Annotated in this window: 9 protein-coding genes; 3 read left to right on the top strand and 6 right to left on the bottom strand. The window is 57.4% G+C overall.

What is annotated here, in order from left to right; genetic code table 11:
• Positions 1-164: 164 nt before the first annotated feature.
• The 6 genes from tssF to ACREXZ_RS07070 form a co-directional block, all read right to left on the bottom strand.
• Entirely contained in the window at positions 165-2,042 is a 1,878-nt protein-coding gene (gene tssF, locus ACREXZ_RS07095) for a type VI secretion system baseplate subunit TssF (RefSeq protein ID WP_431763323.1), read from the bottom strand.
• A gap of 1 nt (position 2,043) precedes the next feature.
• Entirely contained in the window at positions 2,044-3,729 is a 1,686-nt protein-coding gene (locus tag ACREXZ_RS07090) for a hypothetical protein (RefSeq protein ID WP_431763322.1), read from the bottom strand.
• Positions 3,730-3,808: 79 nt separating this feature from the next.
• Positions 3,809-5,335, bottom strand: a complete 1,527-nt coding sequence (locus tag ACREXZ_RS07085) for a hypothetical protein (protein ID WP_431763321.1) — start codon at positions 5,333-5,335, stop codon at positions 3,809-3,811.
• Positions 5,336-5,456: 121 nt separating this feature from the next.
• Entirely contained in the window at positions 5,457-5,714 is a 258-nt protein-coding gene (locus ACREXZ_RS07080) for a PAAR domain-containing protein (protein WP_431763320.1), read from the bottom strand.
• A gap of 13 nt (positions 5,715-5,727) precedes the next feature.
• Positions 5,728-6,807, bottom strand: coding sequence for a DUF6708 domain-containing protein (locus tag ACREXZ_RS07075; RefSeq protein WP_431763319.1), 1,080 nt, complete (start codon positions 6,805-6,807; stop codon positions 5,728-5,730).
• 2 nt (positions 6,808-6,809) lie between these two features.
• Entirely contained in the window at positions 6,810-8,525 is a 1,716-nt protein-coding gene (locus tag ACREXZ_RS07070; protein ID WP_431763318.1) for a hypothetical protein, read from the bottom strand.
• Between ACREXZ_RS07070 and ACREXZ_RS07065 the strand changes: the two genes are divergently transcribed.
• The 3 genes from ACREXZ_RS07065 (at position 8,520) to ACREXZ_RS07055 (ending at position 17,358) form a co-directional block, all read left to right on the top strand.
• A complete protein-coding gene (locus tag ACREXZ_RS07065) occupies positions 8,520-9,152 on the top strand; it encodes a hypothetical protein (RefSeq protein WP_431763317.1) in 633 nt (210 codons plus the stop codon). The genes ACREXZ_RS07070 and ACREXZ_RS07065 overlap by 6 nt on opposite strands.
• 460 nt (positions 9,153-9,612) lie before the next feature.
• Entirely contained in the window at positions 9,613-10,668 is a 1,056-nt protein-coding gene (locus tag ACREXZ_RS07060; protein WP_431763316.1) for a hypothetical protein, read from the top strand.
• A gap of 315 nt (positions 10,669-10,983) precedes the next feature.
• Positions 10,984-17,358, top strand: coding sequence for a hypothetical protein (locus tag ACREXZ_RS07055; protein WP_431763315.1), 6,375 nt, complete (start codon positions 10,984-10,986; stop codon positions 17,356-17,358).
• Positions 17,359-17,362: the final 4 nt, after the last annotated feature.

The following is a 17,362-nucleotide window of genomic DNA, read 5'->3' as shown; positions in this document are numbered from 1 at the left end:
GTCTTGCCGTTGCCACGCGCTCTGACGATCCTCATCGTTGCGGCGACACTCACTCGAACAGTCCGCGCCCTAGGGGGCGAACAAGGTTCAGCCTTATGCGCTGCGGCGCATAAGGCTTCATCCCGGCCAACCCACGTTTAGGGTCTTGCTCGATCTGTCTACGGTTAGATCAGGGACTGCGTGCCGGCAAAGGCCGCGCCACGTACCAGCTCCTTGCCGGTTCGCGTTGAGCAGATGACCAGCTGCACGAAGCTGTTCGTCGACCCGTACGGGGCGAAGAACCGCTCCAGTACTTTTGCGAATACGCCCAGATTGACGTCTCGCTGTGAGCCCTCGTCAAACGACAGGACAATCTCAATGCCCCTTACGAATGATGGAAACTGACTATCGAGAGACATCCATCTCATCGAAGATCTGTAGTTCAGATCAGTGATCGCGTCGACACAGCTTTGTGCGAGCGGAGTGGTGCGCGCCGCGTGGAGTCGCAGGAGCTCCTTCAAGGCAGATAGCCCGTTGCGCGTCAGATCGATAGGGTGCCTCGACAACGTCGAAAGGACGCGCCACAACGCACCATTTCCGCGGGGCAGTTCGGCCGGCAACGTCGGTCGGGTCAACAACGTAACCGGGCATGCCAGGGCTCCGCCCTCGTGCAGCAGGTCGCCGAGCGGATTGCCGATCGGGAGATGCGACGGCAGATCGCCGTTGGTGGCGGTGGTCTCGATATCGACCTGAGGTTGTGCAGGCCGGGTCGGATGGCCGTCCAGCCCTACCAGTGAGAACATCAGCAGGGAGCGGGAGTGCTTTAAGCCAGCTTTCCCTACGTCGCGGAAGGCGACCCAGTAAATGTCCGACGCCTCAGGCGAATGTCCATGGCCAAATGCACGGTATGGTGGCACCGCACGGCGCGGCCCGTCAGTGGCAGAGGACCGATCCTTCTCCTTGCTGTCGGTCTTTGCGCCAAGGTGCACCGCATCAATGGAATACACATGGATCGGAGAACGTGCGGCGAGCGGCTCCGGATGGATGGGGTGCGCTTCCTGTCCGGTCAGGACGATCGACCTGGCAGTGCGCCTGAAGAGGTTGACGATGGGCGTGCAGAACAACCTGAATGCACGTTCGTCAAGCGAGCCCAACATCGCTGCAGCAGGCGAGTCGACAGGCGTGTCGCGCACTGCTACGTGTAACGTCAGCATCCGGGCATCGGGTGCGCGCGCTGCGCGGCGAATCCGGCCCAGGTCGATATCCACGAAGTCGAACATCTCGGGAAACGCGAAATACTCCAGCAGATAACTGAACGCTGTCGCGTTAGTGTGCTGACTTTGTGGCAGCAAACGCTCGTCATCAGCCAGACCGACGACCTCAATCGGGATCGTCGACAGCGCATGCCATCGTCCATCGTCGTCAACTTCTACATACGCAGCGAGCGAACGCAGTTGCAGCGTGTCAAGGAGGGTTGCGACAAACGGCCTTTCGCCGGAAAGATGAATCCGGACCGGGCCGTCTGGCACAGCTGAGGTGAACCGGCCGGCTGCCGAGGCGAAGGTGATCGACACGAGCCCCGTCGCATCAGGGGGGAGGTTCACTTTCGACGGGGCCAGCGTGGTCGGCGCGTATCGCGCCGAATGAATCCGCAACGGACTGAGCGTTACATCGTAGACAGACCGGAACCGGCACGGCGCGGTGCGCGCGTTCAGCATCGTGCCGCGCGGCACGGCAAAGGGCGCCGTCAATTGTCCTAGAAGTCCCTTGGGGTCGAACTGAACCATCGCGCACGACGGCACCGCCCGCAGATAGTGGGGGTAGACAATCTCCAGCAACGCTTCGGTAAATTCCGGATAGTCGTCCGCGACCTTCGAGTCGATGCGGGCGAGAACGAAAGCGAAGGTCTGGATCAGCCTTTCCACATGCATGTCGTCGGTGCGCCCGCTCTCGATACCGAGCCGCGTCGCGATCTTCGGGTAGCGTACGGCGAATTCCGTCAGTGCCCGCACGAACAGCCCGAGTTCGTACTCGTAATGGGGTAGCAGGTCATCCACATTCATCTCATTGGAGCCCCAGCCGGTCAGCCCGCACGATGGTGGGACCGATGAAGACCAGCTTGCGCAGCGATGCCTGCGGGCCGTACGGCTGCATCCGGAAATGCGGTCGCCGGTAGTGACCCCGGACTTCATGGGGCTCGCCATCCGTCGGCACAGACCTCGCGGCTTGCATGTCGAGAATCGCCGGACCGACGATATGCCGATCGTATAGCTGCTCGATCTCCGTGAGCCGCTCTGCGCGCCTGCGCTTGCCAAGGCCGTTGAAATGACGCTGTGCGTTCGAATAGCCGCGATCATCCACGACCTGGGCATCTCGCGCATTCAGGTACAGCAGCATCTTGATCGCGTAGTTGAGAGCGTTGCGCCACCACTCCCGCTCGTCGACGTCGTCGGTTGCCGACTGTCGATGCGCGGATGGCGGTGCCTTGAACACTTCATCGACCAGCTCGCGGATTGTCCTGTCCGGCTCGTCCAGCGGGAGGGTAATCGAGTCCATCGCCGCACTATCAGTCGCGCTCTCTACACTAAGCCACGTCGCAAATCCCAGCGAGTGCTCCGTCCTGAAGATCGCGATTGCCTCGATATCACCCGCTCGCTTCCAGCGTGTGGGCTCGGGAATGATGCACAGTGTGTCTGCCGGCAGCCTGACCATGCCGATCGGCACATCGTCGGCGATGTACGAAGCATCGAGCAACCGGTGCAGCGGCGGTGTCGGCTCGTAGAACACACCGTGCCTGGCCTCAAAGGCTAGCCAGATCGTGCTGTACTGGGCGACCATTGCCATCATGTCGGCTGGGCGACCATCGACACCATGCGGCAGCAGGTCGCGAGTGAACTGGTCAAGGTATCGGGTCATCGACAGGATGCTATTGGACTTCAGTATCTCCGTCAGCGTAGGTGACATCACGCGATCAACAGCTTCGCGCACCGCATCCCATGCCGCGAGCGCGCCTGTGACCCGATAGCGGACTGGTCCCGGCAGACGGGCGAGCCTAGGATCGGTTGCCGCGTCTCCCGAGCGCAGCAAGGCTTGCACAAGCCGTTGGCGGATATCGGCGCGCAGGTCATCCCTTCGTGAAGTCGCGCCTTGTCTCGCGGCCACCGGTCGCCCATCAGCAAGAGGGGCTTGCCTGCGCCGCTTGGCATAACGTGCAACGGCGGCGCTGTCGTGCGCGACATCGATGCCGATCGCGCCTTCGCGAACACGATGCCGGTCGTCCCAGCCGAATTCCAGTCGAATCTCCGTGCCGAGCGCCATCGTGATACCCGGCGGCGAAGCCGGCATCGTCAGCCAGTTGACCAGTTTGGGGCGGACCTTGCTCCAGATATCGGCGGTCAGCAGTTCAGGTTCTTCGCCATCCAGAACCCGGAGCGCGCCCGTCGTCGCCCACATCGTGACGCCGGGCAGAATGCCAGCGCACCGGACCGGTTTTCCTGCCAGCGCCATCGAGGCCATCATGAGGATTTCGAACAGGTGACTGGTACCCAGCGTCGCCCCGTCGGACAGGACAACGTGCGTGCCTTCATGAAATCGTAGGGAATTGACGTCGACCGTCTGGATTTTCACAAGACGAGGTGCGACGTGTACGTCGCGGTCCCGCGATGCACAGTGATCTGTTGCCGCGCTGTCTTTTCGATATCCCGTCATTGGCTGTTGTGCGTCCTGCGTCGCCTGGCTAACCGCATGCATGCTGTCCGTTGAGGGATGCATGCCGGCGACTTGAACCCTATAGTTGTCGTGACGGATAAACCCCACGTGCTAACCACGGCTAGTTGCGAAGCCGGTACGCACGAACAGGCGCAGTGGAATCCTCCGCTAGCGACCGGTCATATGGTGCTGTCATGAGTTCGTCGGTGCCCGGGTCCAGGGTCAGCAAGTTGCCAGTGGTCTTCAGGTGAATCCAGTGTTGTCCCTGGTCATCCGAATAGAAAGAGGCGCTACCATTGAACGTGGCTCGGTCGTAACCGAACGGATAGAAAAAACGCGGAACGGTGTACTGCGACGAGACGTCAATCACAAGGCGCTTTTCGCTCACCCAAAGATTTGTGATATCGGCGCGTGCTGGTAGTGGCGAAAACTGGTTTGGCGTCGAGGTCAGCGGCTTCCAGGAGAGGGAAGGCATATCGAAACGCGCGACAACATTGTCGGCTCTCGATTGCGCCATGACAGCGTAAATCTGGCCGCTGGGAGTCTGTCTCACCCTTTCAAGATTGACACCCTCTGTGCGCTTTACCGACCCGATAATCCATGTATTCCCGTTACGCTGTAGATCGACCTGTGTGAGAACCGGGTAAAGGTGCGCCAGATGGTCGTCCTCGGTACCGTAAAAGAATGACTGCGATATCCATGCAAGCGCATGGCTGTCGCTCAGCTGTACAACAAATCCCTTCATGTCGTCATTGCCAGTGCTATCGGTCCGAGTGGCTTCAGCAGGAAAGTGCTTGACCGCTTCGTCCCGGGACATCAGCAATGGCCCAGTCGCCTTTATCTGTTGCACGCTCTCGCCTGCGTCGGGCGAATAAAACAGATGCATGGCCGACTGGAGAGCGTCACCTCCGTTCTGGTAAGCATCAGCCGGTACTGCCGAACTTTGATAGTCACTCCACGCCCACACTTCCTGGTTGTTAAAAAAGGATGGGCGCACATGGTCCGCGCTGGAGGATGCATCCGGGAAAAAGCCGTCCTTCAACCACCTCCAGCTTTTCCCCTGATCATCGGACCGGAATACTGCAGTCTGCATAGGACGAGCGCCCGAATCGTTGCTGTCGCTTCGCGAGCGAACGTCAAGGTCCGTTTGCAGATATGTGATCGCGCCATCCGGCGTGGTTCGCAGACATGCGAGGTCTGATACCGTGGCGACCGGCTGGAACACGCCTGAGCTGTCAAGCTTCGAAACCAGGGTGGACCAATGACCGGTCAAACTGGACAGCCCGTTCGCTGAGGCGTCAAGCTCATCCTTCTTCTTTTGATCGGTCGTTTGTTTCGCCGGTAAAAGCGAGTCCAGTACAACGGTCGATGCACCCATCTTCCATGTCGGAGTCGCCTCTGTGCTTTGCTTATACGTCACCAGCCACGTGGCATGCTGCGTTCGTTTCATCGAGGTGCATTCGCCATGCATATCGACGCCTGTCACTTCAGCAATGCCACCCTCGACGGGGGCTGTGCTCAGCGGTCTGTCTGGCAGTGTTGTGCCACCCCAATCGTTCGAACCCTTCAGAATCGGCAGAAAATATGCTGCGGCTGCCAGCAGCGCGATGCCGAAGTGGATTGGGCGAGGGCGACCTAATCTGAGCATTGAGTAAGTTTCTTCAGGAACGTTAGCGTGTGTGCGACGGATGACAGGGAGCTGGGCAGCTGCGCCGGCCACTTCGTTCCAACGCTGTCAGTCATTTTTGTCTCCGCTGGTTCGCGGCTGCTCAAAGCGACGAAATCAATCGAGCGCCGCATTCGGTCGGATCATTGTCGAACGCGACGGCTCTGCCATGATGCTTGCGCGTACTGTTTTGTGGAAGGATCGCGAACTTGCCGTTGCACTTGGGGCACCACGTCAGGTGTCCCTCCAGAGCGACCGGGACGCCCAGCGCCTTGATGTCGTCGCTCGCGGTAATCACGTGCCCCCCGTGCGTTGTTTTGTCGTTCAGGCGGATCACGCCGCGGCCGTGTTCATCTTTCATCGCTCGATATGCCTCACGCGCCGGCGCGCTTCATGGGCGGTTGATCCGTTACCCATAATTTCGCGTTCTCGACGCCATTTGCTTCACCACTCCAGTTCTGAACGTCCCCCTTGGGCGCGTCCGGATATTCGCGCCGCTGCTGTGCGCGAATAGTCTGAGCCCAGCCCACCGGAGTAGATTCCGACGGCGCCATGTATACGTCATTCGGTGCAACGCGACTCACCTCGTCGATGACTGTCGGCCAGACGGGATCCCGGCAGGTCGCGAGTGACAATGCGCGCAACAAAGTGAACAGAATGGTGAATGGCATTGTCGTCACTCGCCATGCTCCGCTTGCCGTCAAACCGAAGGTATACATCGCGTAGAAAAAACTTTCGGTGATCGTTTCGTGCGTCGCAGGAAACAGCATCGGTTTCGGAAGCGTTGCAGGACCTTCGTTCATGTAGCGGCACCAGTAGTTCCACTGAGCAAGTAAGGTCCGCACGTTACGGTCACCTACCCACTCCCGGCCGATGGAGAACGCGTCAATGACATTGCCCTGACTGTCTAGCTGGTAGTGCCGGATATGGTAGATACGGCCAAAATTTGTCGTCTCGCGGTGGATGCAGAAGCAGGCATCTTTACTCCATGCGGCTTCGGCTGTGACGTCACCCTGACCCGGTTTCCGAAAGTAGCGCCGCCTACGTATGGCGAAAAGCTTTTTTTCCAGGCGGTTAAAACGGATGGGGCGGTTCTTTAATCCCCAAAAAACCGTTCGACCTGCTTTAACGGCGAGCCATCCAAAAATAGCTAGCGTGATCAGTGCCATCAGATCGAAGATCACCCCGGCCATGTCTGGATAGCGAACGTGAGTGAGGTAATAAAGCCAGAATCCTGCTGCCACGCCACACAACGCGAAGAAAGCACCGAGTGCTGCCCACTGACGCTCCATGAACGGTTGTTCGGTCACGTCCATATAGGTGGAGTTGATCCGAAAAATTGTTCCACCATCCCACAAATCCGGGCCGACCGGCGTGTCGATCGGAAGACGGTGCTTTAAATCCCAGTCCGGGACGGGTTTGCCGACCTGCAGTGGGATGGTTGACTCATCCATGCTTACACTCCTGCCGCTTTGTTATAGGCCTTCAGTTCCGCGTTGATGTCCTCATAGTGTTCGCCTGTTCCAAAGTAGCATCGGGATATCCAGTTGTGCATCGCGGACGAATTGACGATCGCGATGGCCAGTGCAATCACGAACGAAGCAACTATCGCCGGCCAGAAAAGCACTGCGGCGGGGAAGAAGGCGGTTGCGATAGCAATGTATAGACCCAGTGCTCCGCTTGTGAAATACAGGCCAGCCAGGAGTTTATTCTTGTCGTGCAATGCCTCCGGAAGGTTGAAGGCCAGGTCATAAAACGCCGCGACAGCCCCGCCTGCAGCACCAAAGATTCTCCCGGCGCGCGCCCACGACTCTGCAGATTCTTCACCGAGGTTCCACGCCTTCATGATGAATGCAGATAGCGGGTGCGTCGCGCTTTTGGCCACGGTGCCGCACATCGCTTCAACTATCGTGCCTGTGAGGCTCATTAAAGCCGCAACGAACTTTGTTGCCGTTTCCGTCTCGCTGAATTCATCGCTGTTGCTTAAATCCTTGCACGCGAAGCTGAATGCCGCCAGTTGGACGATCGATGTTGCGATCCCGAGGTGTATTTCCCTTGGTGCCGACGAACCTAGCCACTTGGATGTGGTCTCGACCATAGGAATGTGCACCGCCTTGATGCTACACGACCGACTTCCTGAAGGAACCCGGCTGCCCGCCTCGTGAAAACCGAATGCAATCAGCTTCGGGCGCAGTTCGTTTAGTGCATTGGCGGGAACGCCTAGCCATAGGAGGTTTCTGGCTCGAGTAACGGCGACATATCCAATACGTCCAACCTCCGAATCGATGCCGCTCAACAATGCGGAAACGTGTTCTTTGGTCGCCATATAGAGCACAGCGTCCAAACTCTCTCCCTTCGCCTGGTGAACCGTATCAACTCGGATTCGGGCGGTGCTTGGTGCGGCGAGATCTGCGGCAGCTACAAGCGGGGCATTGGGCAGGCTTTTTTTCGCCAGCCTCATGCCGAGGTTATCGGTAGTCTTCAGACCATGGTCGCTTTGCAGGGTAGCGAGCAATGTCTTTACCCTGACAAGCAGTTGTGGATGCCACTCCGTGTCAGCCAAAAGAGTCGCGGAAGGCAGGCCTGTATCGGGATTGCGCGTAAAGCGCCAAATTAGGCGCCGCAGGCTATGGGCCTCTGGGTATCGAGTGGGTTGAGTGATTGAGGCCACCAGCCCCTTTGGCGGATCTGCGAGAAGACCGGCAATACATGTGGCGGCTCCTTTGAAGGCGCCCATGTAGTCCTGCTTTTTATCGCGTGCAATGGCTGCTTGAGCAAAACCTTTCACAGTTCCCTGGCCAGCCGGTGAATCGTTGCCTGCCAATTTGTCGGCAAGGTCGCGGCCACGACATAGCACGGCGGACCGTTCGACCTTCAATTCGGCTGCGAGCACCGCGGCCTGGAAGGCGGTTACAACTTTGTCGCGGTCAGTCGTCTTGTACGGAATGAAGAACGCGCCATGTGTGGTCTCGGGCGCCTTGCGGTCGGCCACATCATTGCGGGTCGACAGCTTGTTGGCCAAGTCGACGATTGGCGGGACAGATCGATAGTTTCGGGTCATGCCCAGATCTGTGACGCCGATACGCTCGCCATACTGAGCCAGGAACTTCCCGTTCGCTCCGGCAAATTCGTAAATGCCCTGATTGGGATCTCCGATCAGCGAGACTTGCACGCCGGCGCCGATGAGCTGTTCGAGGATATCGTCAAGGCAGTGAGAACCCGTCAGGCTATCTTCCAACAGGAAGCCGCTGAGCGTCCGCTTGGCGTGGTTGATCTTCTGCGGCTGCGCGTGCTGCTTGTCGTCGTGCTCGGCGCGGGCAGCAGGAAAGCAGATCCCCTCCCAACGGGCTTAGACGCCTCAGGCCTGCAGGGCGTCCTGCCGATCAGTGGCGATGAAAGCTGGCGACACCTAGTGGGTAACCTGCTGTTCGATTTTTTTAGAAATCACGGGGGAGTGCGAAAGCCTCTGATCAGCAGCGTCGTTCTGGGTATCGATGGCGACGGCGGCTTGCCCATAGACGTGCTTGAGTGTTGGGCAACGTGCTACTGGGCAATCTGCGCGACCCGGGTAGCGACCAATGAGCGTGACGATTCGATTGCCCCGCTGACCGGCGGGAAGGACATCGCGGAGGACCTGTACCGCTATACCCAGTTGCTGCCGACGGAACTGCTGAGCGACACAGTCAGATCGACTTTTGAGGGGATGAGCGCGCGCTATGCTGAGCGTTTGGGCGTATCCGTAGCGCGGCTCGAAGAGGAGCACCGCTCGCTAATCGAGACTTTGCTTGATTTGGCTTAGGTAGGACACCGACTCGATCGCCAACCGACAATTTCCACAGAGTTCAACTGCGGATTCAACCAAACGTGTGTCAGAGCGTCCAGAACTGCCGCGTGAATCGCGCGAGGTTCCCGATGCGGTGCTTCGCGATGGTCGTATAGTAAAGCGAGGTATCAAATGTCGATGCAGCAACATCAATGACGTGGACTAGATCGCGCCGATGCGGGTGCCTGAGGCGCTTGGTGGACGCGCTTGCGCAGTATCTTCCTGCCGGGTATGGTCGATGCATGGGTACAGGGAGGCGGATATAGTCCGAATCTACTACCTCCTGATATGGTGATGTCGGTGGTCGTAGCCCGCGCGCTGTGAGGTTTAGACATCTTGCCGATCATTCAGTAGATCTTGCCCAACTAAACGAGAAAGAATGGTAGAAGTATGAACGGTCGAGCAATTTTCCTGATGGTGAATCGAGGGCGAGCGCATGGTCACACCCATGATGGTGCAGTACCTTGTAGGGCTCTGCTGCTTCCGACGTGAACTGCAGGCAATCGAGATCATTGTAGGGGATATGGTCTTTGATGAGGCTGCGGAAAAGGAGCGAGATGTCGATGTGACGGTAACCATTGCCGACGAGGATGGTGTAGTTACCGCATTTAAGGCGGCGGAAGTGAAGCACGAAGGACAGCCGCTAGATGTCGCAAAGGTGGAGCAACTTATCGCGAAATTGACCGATATGCCGAAGGTGACGCACCGGGCGATATTTTCTACGTCGGGCTATACAGATACCGCATGTTTGAAGGCAGCGAAACGAGGTGTGGATCTGTACACACTCCAACGATGGGAAAGGTCCATCGATAAGGATTTCCCCGATTTCTCTGGTGTCGGAACTCCGGATGAATATTTGCTATTTCGAAGTAATTTGCTATTTTGGGATAAATTTCGGTGTACCTATGCCTCATCGAAAACCAAGCAGTTTTTAATCTTAGACCCAGCGACGCGGATATTAAGTAAAAATGGTAAATATCACTCTCAATGGCGTACCTTGGTCGACTATCAGCGGGAATTGCTAGTTCGCTCCACGGGGATTTTGTGTATACAAGAACCCGCGCAAGCAGCATTCAAGGAATTCTCTCAAAGACTAAATTCTACGCAAACCGAGCTGCAGTTCGGTCGCGAGTGGTCAAGTAGTCACACGATAGATACTTCGCAGGATGGTGTCTATCTGAAATTGCCGGATAGGAGCGTGTCTCCGATTGATGAAGTGACGATTTCTGGTTTTTTGCAATGGCGAAGCCAAATTATCTCGCTTGATTTTATGATTCTTAAAAATGCGCTAAATGATTCAGTGTTTTCTGGTGCGGCGATAGCAGACATTGGTGCTGGCGACGGACGGATGTTTGCGATGATATTTCCGGAGAAAGGGCATCAAATAGGGATTCATAGATTCCAAATTCCAAAGAAGCAACGAAATATGATTCGCAAACTCAGTATCGGCGACGATTCGTATGACGGCGATTATCGAATCTCGAAGCGATAGCGTTGAATGAATCAAACGAAATTTCTAGGCCGATCCAGTGCGAGCGGGTAACGATATGATGCACGAATTGGAAATAACGCGAACGAGTGTCGCAAGAGTTGTGTGATGCGATGCGTTACGAAATCATTGTGGCCCATTGACCCGCTATACGTCGTCTTACTGCGTGCCTTCTTCGCATGAACGACCGGACTTGTTCTTCAAGAAAATAGATAAAAAACTTAACCGATGATGGGTAACGTTCCGCGAAAAGCCGATGCAGTCCGAGCATCACGTGACGGACATGAGTACCACGAGGCGTGGGCCGCCCGTATGGCGATGCAGTTACTGCTTCCCGATGACGGACTTGTGGGCATTGCAGTGGAAGGCCTGGAGGCTGGAGACCAGGCCGTCGCTCGTGCAGAGGTCGTCGAAATCGCCGATCTCACACTGTATTTCGGGAATGCGCCGGGGTTTGAGCGCTCGCATACCGTCGCGATCGTCCAATTTAAATATTCCCCAACGCGAGCGAACACGGATTTCCGTGCCAGCGACGCGAAGAAAACGGTTAGAAAATTTGCTGTTGCATTCGAAGATTTCATTTCACAGTATGGGTTCGCAGAGGCAGAAGTGAAGCTGCGCTTTGAACTTTTGACGAACCGCCCTATCTATCCGCCACTAGCGACGGCGATCGACGGACTAGCAAAGGGGACGCGACTTTCGGGGGAGGCAAAAGCTCAGGCGGCTCAGTTGAAGGCTGCTGCTGCCCTCGACGGGCGTACGCTCTCCTCGTTCCTGAAGAGGCTGGTTGTTGTTGGCAGTCGCGGAAGCCTGGTCGCGACGAAGAGCGATTTATCCATGCTCTTGGCCGACTGGTCTGCGAGTACCGATTTAAGAGCAGCTGCGCTCGTCGGTGCGATACGAGACATGGTTCGTACCAAAGCGGGCTATATCGGCACGGACCGTAACGTCATTCGTGACACGGATGTTCTTGCTGCGCTGCAGATTCCAGATCGCGACGCACTGCTACCTTGTCGGTCGAGTTTAACGACCGTGTTAGACGTTGTTCCACGGGCGCAACTGGAATCGGCAGCCGCTCTGATTCCGACCTTGAAGATTCCAATGCTGGTGCATGCAGCAGGCGGTGTTGGGAAAACCGTTTTCATGGAAAGCCTGGCGAAGACGCTTGAAGTGCGATTCGAGACGATATTCTTCGATTGCTTCGGAGGCGGCGCATACCGATCACCAGAGGATGCGCGGCATCTGCCTAAACAAGGCCTAGTCCACATTGCAAACTCACTGGCCTGCCGCGGTCTATGCGATCCGGTCATTCCCGGTGCGGATGACCTGCAAGGTCTGCTAAAAACTTTCCGCCGCAGGCTGGAACAGTCCGTGAGCACGCTGGCAACCGTGGCTCCACAAAAGGGGCTGTTGATTTTTATCGACGCGATCGACAACGCGGCCGAGCACGCAAGAGATGTGCACGAAGAGTGCTTTCCTGTGCGCCTTCTGGAAAGCTTGCAGCAAACCCCGGTTGCAGGTGTGAAGTTTGTCGTATCTTCGAGATCTCATCGCATTCCGATAGCGCATTTGCCTTATTGCGATTTTGAGCTGCGACCGTTTGGCCCTGCGGAAACAGCGACGTATTTGCGCGCTCGCATGCCGAAGGTCACTGAACTCGAGATACGGGTCGCGCAGGCAAGGTCAGACGGGAACCCTCGCGTACTCGCCTATCTCGTGAGTGCTGGAACTGGATTACTGGACACTTCGGACATTGACAGCAAGATCGAACTGACTGACCTGATACAGCAACGGCTCGATAGCGCGCTCGCTGGCGCGATCAGCCGGGGTTACAAATCGTCCGATGCCAGTGCTTTCCTGGCGGGGCTTTCGGTTCTGCCGCCGCCGGTGCCGCTTGAAGAGTATGCGGCGGCACACGGGCTGCATCTGAGTGAGATCGAGAGCTTCGTTGCGGATCTGTGGCCACTGCTGGAGCGCACGCGTCATGGGCTGATGTTTCGCGATGAACCGACAGAGACCCTTGTGCGGGAAAAATACGGCTCGCTGATCGAGCCGCTACGAAAGGTCGCTTCCAATCTCCTGGCGTGCCAGGAACATTCCGTTTATGCCTCTCGCGCGTTACCCGGTCTGCTGCAAAAGCTCGGCGACGGGCAGCAACTGTTCGCGCTGGCATTTGACGAGAGGTTTCCTTCGACGATCACGAGCACGGTCGGACGACGCAACATCCGTTACGCACGACTCCAGGCGGCCATTCGATACGCTGCCGACAGAGAGGATTTCGACCAGCTCGTGCGTTTGCTTGTCGAGTTATCAACCGTCGCAGCCGTCGATCGCCGGGGCGCCGACTATATTCTGGCGGCACCTGACCTAGTTGTCGCAGCGGCAGACGTAGATGCGACGCGGCGCCTTTTCGAAACCCGCACGTCATGGCCGGGGGCGCGGCACGCGCGGCTTGCCATTGCAAACACCCTTGCGGGTGATCTTGACGAGGCGTCGCGACACGCGATTCGCACGGAGGACTGGCTTCGTCACGAGTGGCAGCAGGACGAGGGCAATGGTTTCCGACGAGAGGGGCCGCGCATCATCGATCACGCGGCCATCCCCCTGTACATGATCGCACGGGGGAAACATGACCAGGCACGCCGCTACATGGGAAGCTGGAAAGCCCCGTACGCATTTGAAATCGGCAAGTATCTTTTTTCTTTCGTTCGTCAAAGAGACGTTTCCACAGGCTCCAACGCCATGATGCGGGCATTTCTGGCGGGTCTCACGAAGAAGGCGGGCTGCATGGCAGCCGCTTTGTCGTTTGTCGAGTTAGCCCCGGCCACGCGGAAAGAGCTGGTTGGCGCGCTGGCACGCATTTGCGCGCGGGCGAAGTTTGATATCAAACTGGAATACGGGCGCGACACTGGTTACAGATTAGACGACGGATTGCGCAAGGCGTCGGCGATCGCTGCGTCATACGGCATGCAGCGCGAGGCGGCTGCGATTGCCAGGCGTGCGACGTACAAACGGCCGGACCTATGGTCGTTCCGGGATCATTTTGGTGGCTCGTTCGTATTTCCCTTTCTGTTCGACGTCTCACTGACCGCGGCGTTGAAGGGCACCGACCTACATGAAAAGGATGTTGTCCCTGCCGAGCTGATGACGTTTTGCCGGGGTATGAAAAGCGGGCTGAGCGGGACGGATTTTCGGAACGAGTTGAAAAGAAGACTGGAAAAGCGATGGCAGGCACGCGACAGTAACACAGACAGTGGCGGCAAGACGTTTTCATACGAGACCAAACGGGAGGCAGAGGAGTACCTGGATAAGCGACTTGACCCCGTGCTCGAACTGGCCAATGCCCTTGTTGCGGTGCTCAAGGCAACAGCGGGTCGTGCGGACAAGTCGTATCTCGTCTTGTTGAGCACATGGGCGGATGTGGAGCGGCGTGGAGACCGATACGGTTTGCAAAAGCGCTCTCCGTTCTTCGAGCGGTTGGCTCGTCAGACAGCGATGTTTGTCCTGTGGGCTCGAAGCGACCTTAAGCTTGCCTCCGTGCGGGCGTTTTGTGAACGGCTTAGGGAGCAGCAGTTCCTCGCGACGGAGGAGGCGATCGGAATCATCGCGATTCTTGCGAAGCGAAAACCCCTACGAATGCTTGCTGGCGAAGAGGCGCTCAGAGTTCGCGCAATGATTGAGGCCGAAAGCGACGTCGCCTCAAGAGCATCGCTGCATGCGCATCTTGCCAGGGCGATCCTGCCAGCCAGTCAAGACGAGGCAGTCGCGTATTTCCGGATCGGGCTCGAACAGATGGATGCCATCGGATCCGGCGACTACGAGTTCGTCAATGAACTGCTTGTCTTTACGTCGTCTGTTAGAGGTGACGAGATGGATGGGCATGACGTTCACACTCTTACCAATATTTGCGAACTGAATCTCACTGACGAGCCGGAGAAGTTCACGTGGTACGCGTTCAGCAAGGCCATGTCGCGCATATCGGGATGTCGTGGGCTTGCCAAGCTGGCGCGATGGGACGATCGCGCGAAGGCACCGCTTCGTTACACGCTGCTGCCGTATCTGACCGCTTTGGTCGAGGATGACAAGATCGGTGCAGATGAGGCGCTCTTCCTGAATCGGCTCGCCGCTCCCGAGGAGCTTTATGTGTGCGGCACGGAGGCTTTTGCAAAATTCATCGCCGCGCCATCGCGAACAGAGGAGGCGCCTGTCATTCGCGAGACGATCGATCAATTCAACGAGAACAATCCAGGAAGTCTCATGGCGGGGACAGTCGAGACACTCGCGGCTATCTCCCGGCGAGTACTTGGCGCGAGGGCCGATATCACCGCCCGGCTCGAACAGGCATTTCCGCGGATTGTACGTACACGCGATGTCCGCAATGCACATCTGAATTATCACGGACGCAAGGCGCGGTCCTTGACCAACGCTGAGCGTCCGGGCTACGTGCCTGGACTGGCGCGTATATGCCGAAAGGCCAATCCAATCGACGAACGGTCCATGCAGGAAGCGGTATCTTTGATCCAGGCGCTTGGAGATTTTTATCGATTGAGAGGCCTATTTTTCGAGCAGATCCGCAAGAAGGTTCAGCTCGGCGACATGACTGCTTATCTTCAAGTTCTTCTGCGTCTAGAGAATCTCGATTTCTATTCCAAGATAGAGGAGTTTGAGCGATGCAAGACCTTATGGGCAGGTTCATCAAGCGCAATTCAGCGGGCTTTCAGGGGCCTGGCGGCCCCACTGATGCAAATTCATTGCGACGACATGCTTACGGGCGGACGACTTTCTGGCTATCGGCTAAAGGAGATTTCTGATCTGTGCGGCGTGCCCATCGCAACGCTAGCGATCGAACTGGTAAAGGTATTCACGGGCCCCGAAGCTGACGTCGGATCGTCCGCTTGGCTTAGCCTTGCCAGCTTTTTGTGTGAGCAGGCGCAGGCGGGTGTGGGACAGGCCGCACTCAAACGGCTGCTGAACAGCGATGCGGCGAAGCTGTCATCGGCCGCTGCAGACGGCATTTGGGATAGGCGCTTCGATCCATCCGGCGCCCCTGTTGAGGTGGTAGCGGGACTCACGTGGCGAATGTTGGGTTCACCCTATGCCGCGGACCGATGGCAAGCGGCGCATAGCATGCGGCGAATGTCACGGTTTGGCCGATGGGATTTGGTCGCTGCGATCGTTGCACAGATTGACAGGGAGGATGCCGCTCCGTTCCAGGCGCCAGAGCTGTCTTTCTATTACCTACATGCACGCCTGTGGCTGCTGATCGCGCTCGCGCGGATCTCCATCGATAGTCCGCAAGCGCTCGTGGACCACTCTGATGTCTTGTTGTCCGTCGTTACCGGAAGATTCGGGCCGCACGTGCTGATGCGGGAATTTGCATCGAGAGCACTGATCAACTGCATGGACCATGGTGGGCTTAGGGTGGCGCCTGATATCGAGCAACAGGTGAGGCGGGCCAATACGTCTGCGATGCCGCGGCTAACGGGGAAGCGCCGAAGCGGGAATGACTTCTATCAGGGAAGGCCCAAGGACGCGCCGAAGCAAAAATCGGAGTTCCGGCTGGACTATGACTTTCACAAATATGACGTGCAGAGCTTGGCGCGAGTGTTTGACCTACCTGGGTGTAAGGTCGAAGATCGAATATCTGAAATAGCGAGACGCATAGATCCGAAGGTGCAATCAATGTGGGACAGGGGTGGCCGTAGCCCGATGTCTTCCTACCGGTCGTCCGGAATGTCGTCGAGCGAGCACACCTACGGAGAACAGCTCGGATGGCACGCGTTGCAGCTCGCGGCAGGTGAACTTCTCGCAAAATTTCCGGTTATGGAAGTGGAAGGGCGGTTGGCTGATGATGACCCGTGGCTCGACTGGATTCGTCGTTACGACCTTACTCGCCGAGACGGGTTATGGCTGTCGGACGGCGTCGATGACGTGCCATTGGATTTGAACGGAATTTTGCTTGAAGAGGGGGGCGACGGTCTTGTGTTGACCGGCAACAAGGAAACGCTGCTCGCCTTGGTTGACCTACCAAAGTCTGGCGACGGGGATATTACTGTTTCGGGTTACTGGAAGTCTGCCGACGGTGTCGATGTTCGAATCTCGTCAGTACTGGCGCCTTGTGGGAAAGCTGGGCCGCTCGCAAAGGAACTGATCGCCGAGGAGCCAGTGCTTGTCTGGTTACCCGAGTGCGGAGAGGGCGATGATGGCGACGATGACTACGAACGGAGCGAACATCCACATTGCATCCCGTGGATCGTCACGCCGTCTGGCGAAGCCAGGCTGGACGCTGACGATCCGCTAGCATCAGTTGTGGCCGCTCGCCGTCCGAGGATCGCGAAGCGCTTCAGAGACGCAGAGGGGCTCCATTGCGGCGATGCATTCAATCGGGAATGGCGGAATTCACGGGGTCGGGTGCTTGCACGAGCAGACGCATGGGGACGCGACGACAAAAGAGGAGAGACGGGCGCGTCAGGAGTCAGGCTGCGCTGCAGCACCAGGTTGCTCTCAAACGTGCTGGCCAGGAACAATGCTGACCTTGTTCTGCTCGTTAGGCTGGAACGATATATTGAAGGGACGGGTGCTCACGCGGACAGCAGGCGTTTTGACACGGTCGCTGTGGTCCGTATCACCCGGACGATGGCGGTTTCCTATTATAAGGGACGAGTAAATCATCTTTACCAGTCGCGGTACTAGGGCG

Origin of the sequence: Paraburkholderia sp. (assembly GCF_050742655.1) — a bacterium.
Taxonomy (GTDB): domain Bacteria; phylum Pseudomonadota; class Gammaproteobacteria; order Burkholderiales; family Burkholderiaceae; genus Paraburkholderia.
The sequence above is the reverse complement of the archived record's forward strand: the minus strand, read 5'-3'. Positions and strand labels throughout refer to the sequence as shown.

Excerpts from the sequence above, each read along its gene's own strand:
- tssF (WP_431763323.1), bottom strand. The coding sequence starts at position 2,042 with ATGAATGTGGATGACCTGCTACCCCATTACGAGTACGAACTCGGGCTG.
- ACREXZ_RS07090 (WP_431763322.1), bottom strand. The coding sequence starts at position 3,729 with ATGCATGCGGTTAGCCAGGCGACGCAGGACGCACAACAGCCAATGACG.
- ACREXZ_RS07085 (WP_431763321.1), bottom strand. The coding sequence starts at position 5,335 with ATGCTCAGATTAGGTCGCCCTCGCCCAATCCACTTCGGCATCGCGCTG.
- ACREXZ_RS07080 (WP_431763320.1), bottom strand. The coding sequence starts at position 5,714 with ATGAAAGATGAACACGGCCGCGGCGTGATCCGCCTGAACGACAAAACA.
- ACREXZ_RS07075 (WP_431763319.1), bottom strand. The coding sequence starts at position 6,807 with ATGGATGAGTCAACCATCCCACTGCAGGTCGGCAAACCCGTCCCGGAC.
- ACREXZ_RS07060 (WP_431763316.1), top strand. The coding sequence starts at position 9,613 with ATGGTCACACCCATGATGGTGCAGTACCTTGTAGGGCTCTGCTGCTTC.
- ACREXZ_RS07055 (WP_431763315.1), top strand. The coding sequence starts at position 10,984 with ATGCAGTTACTGCTTCCCGATGACGGACTTGTGGGCATTGCAGTGGAA.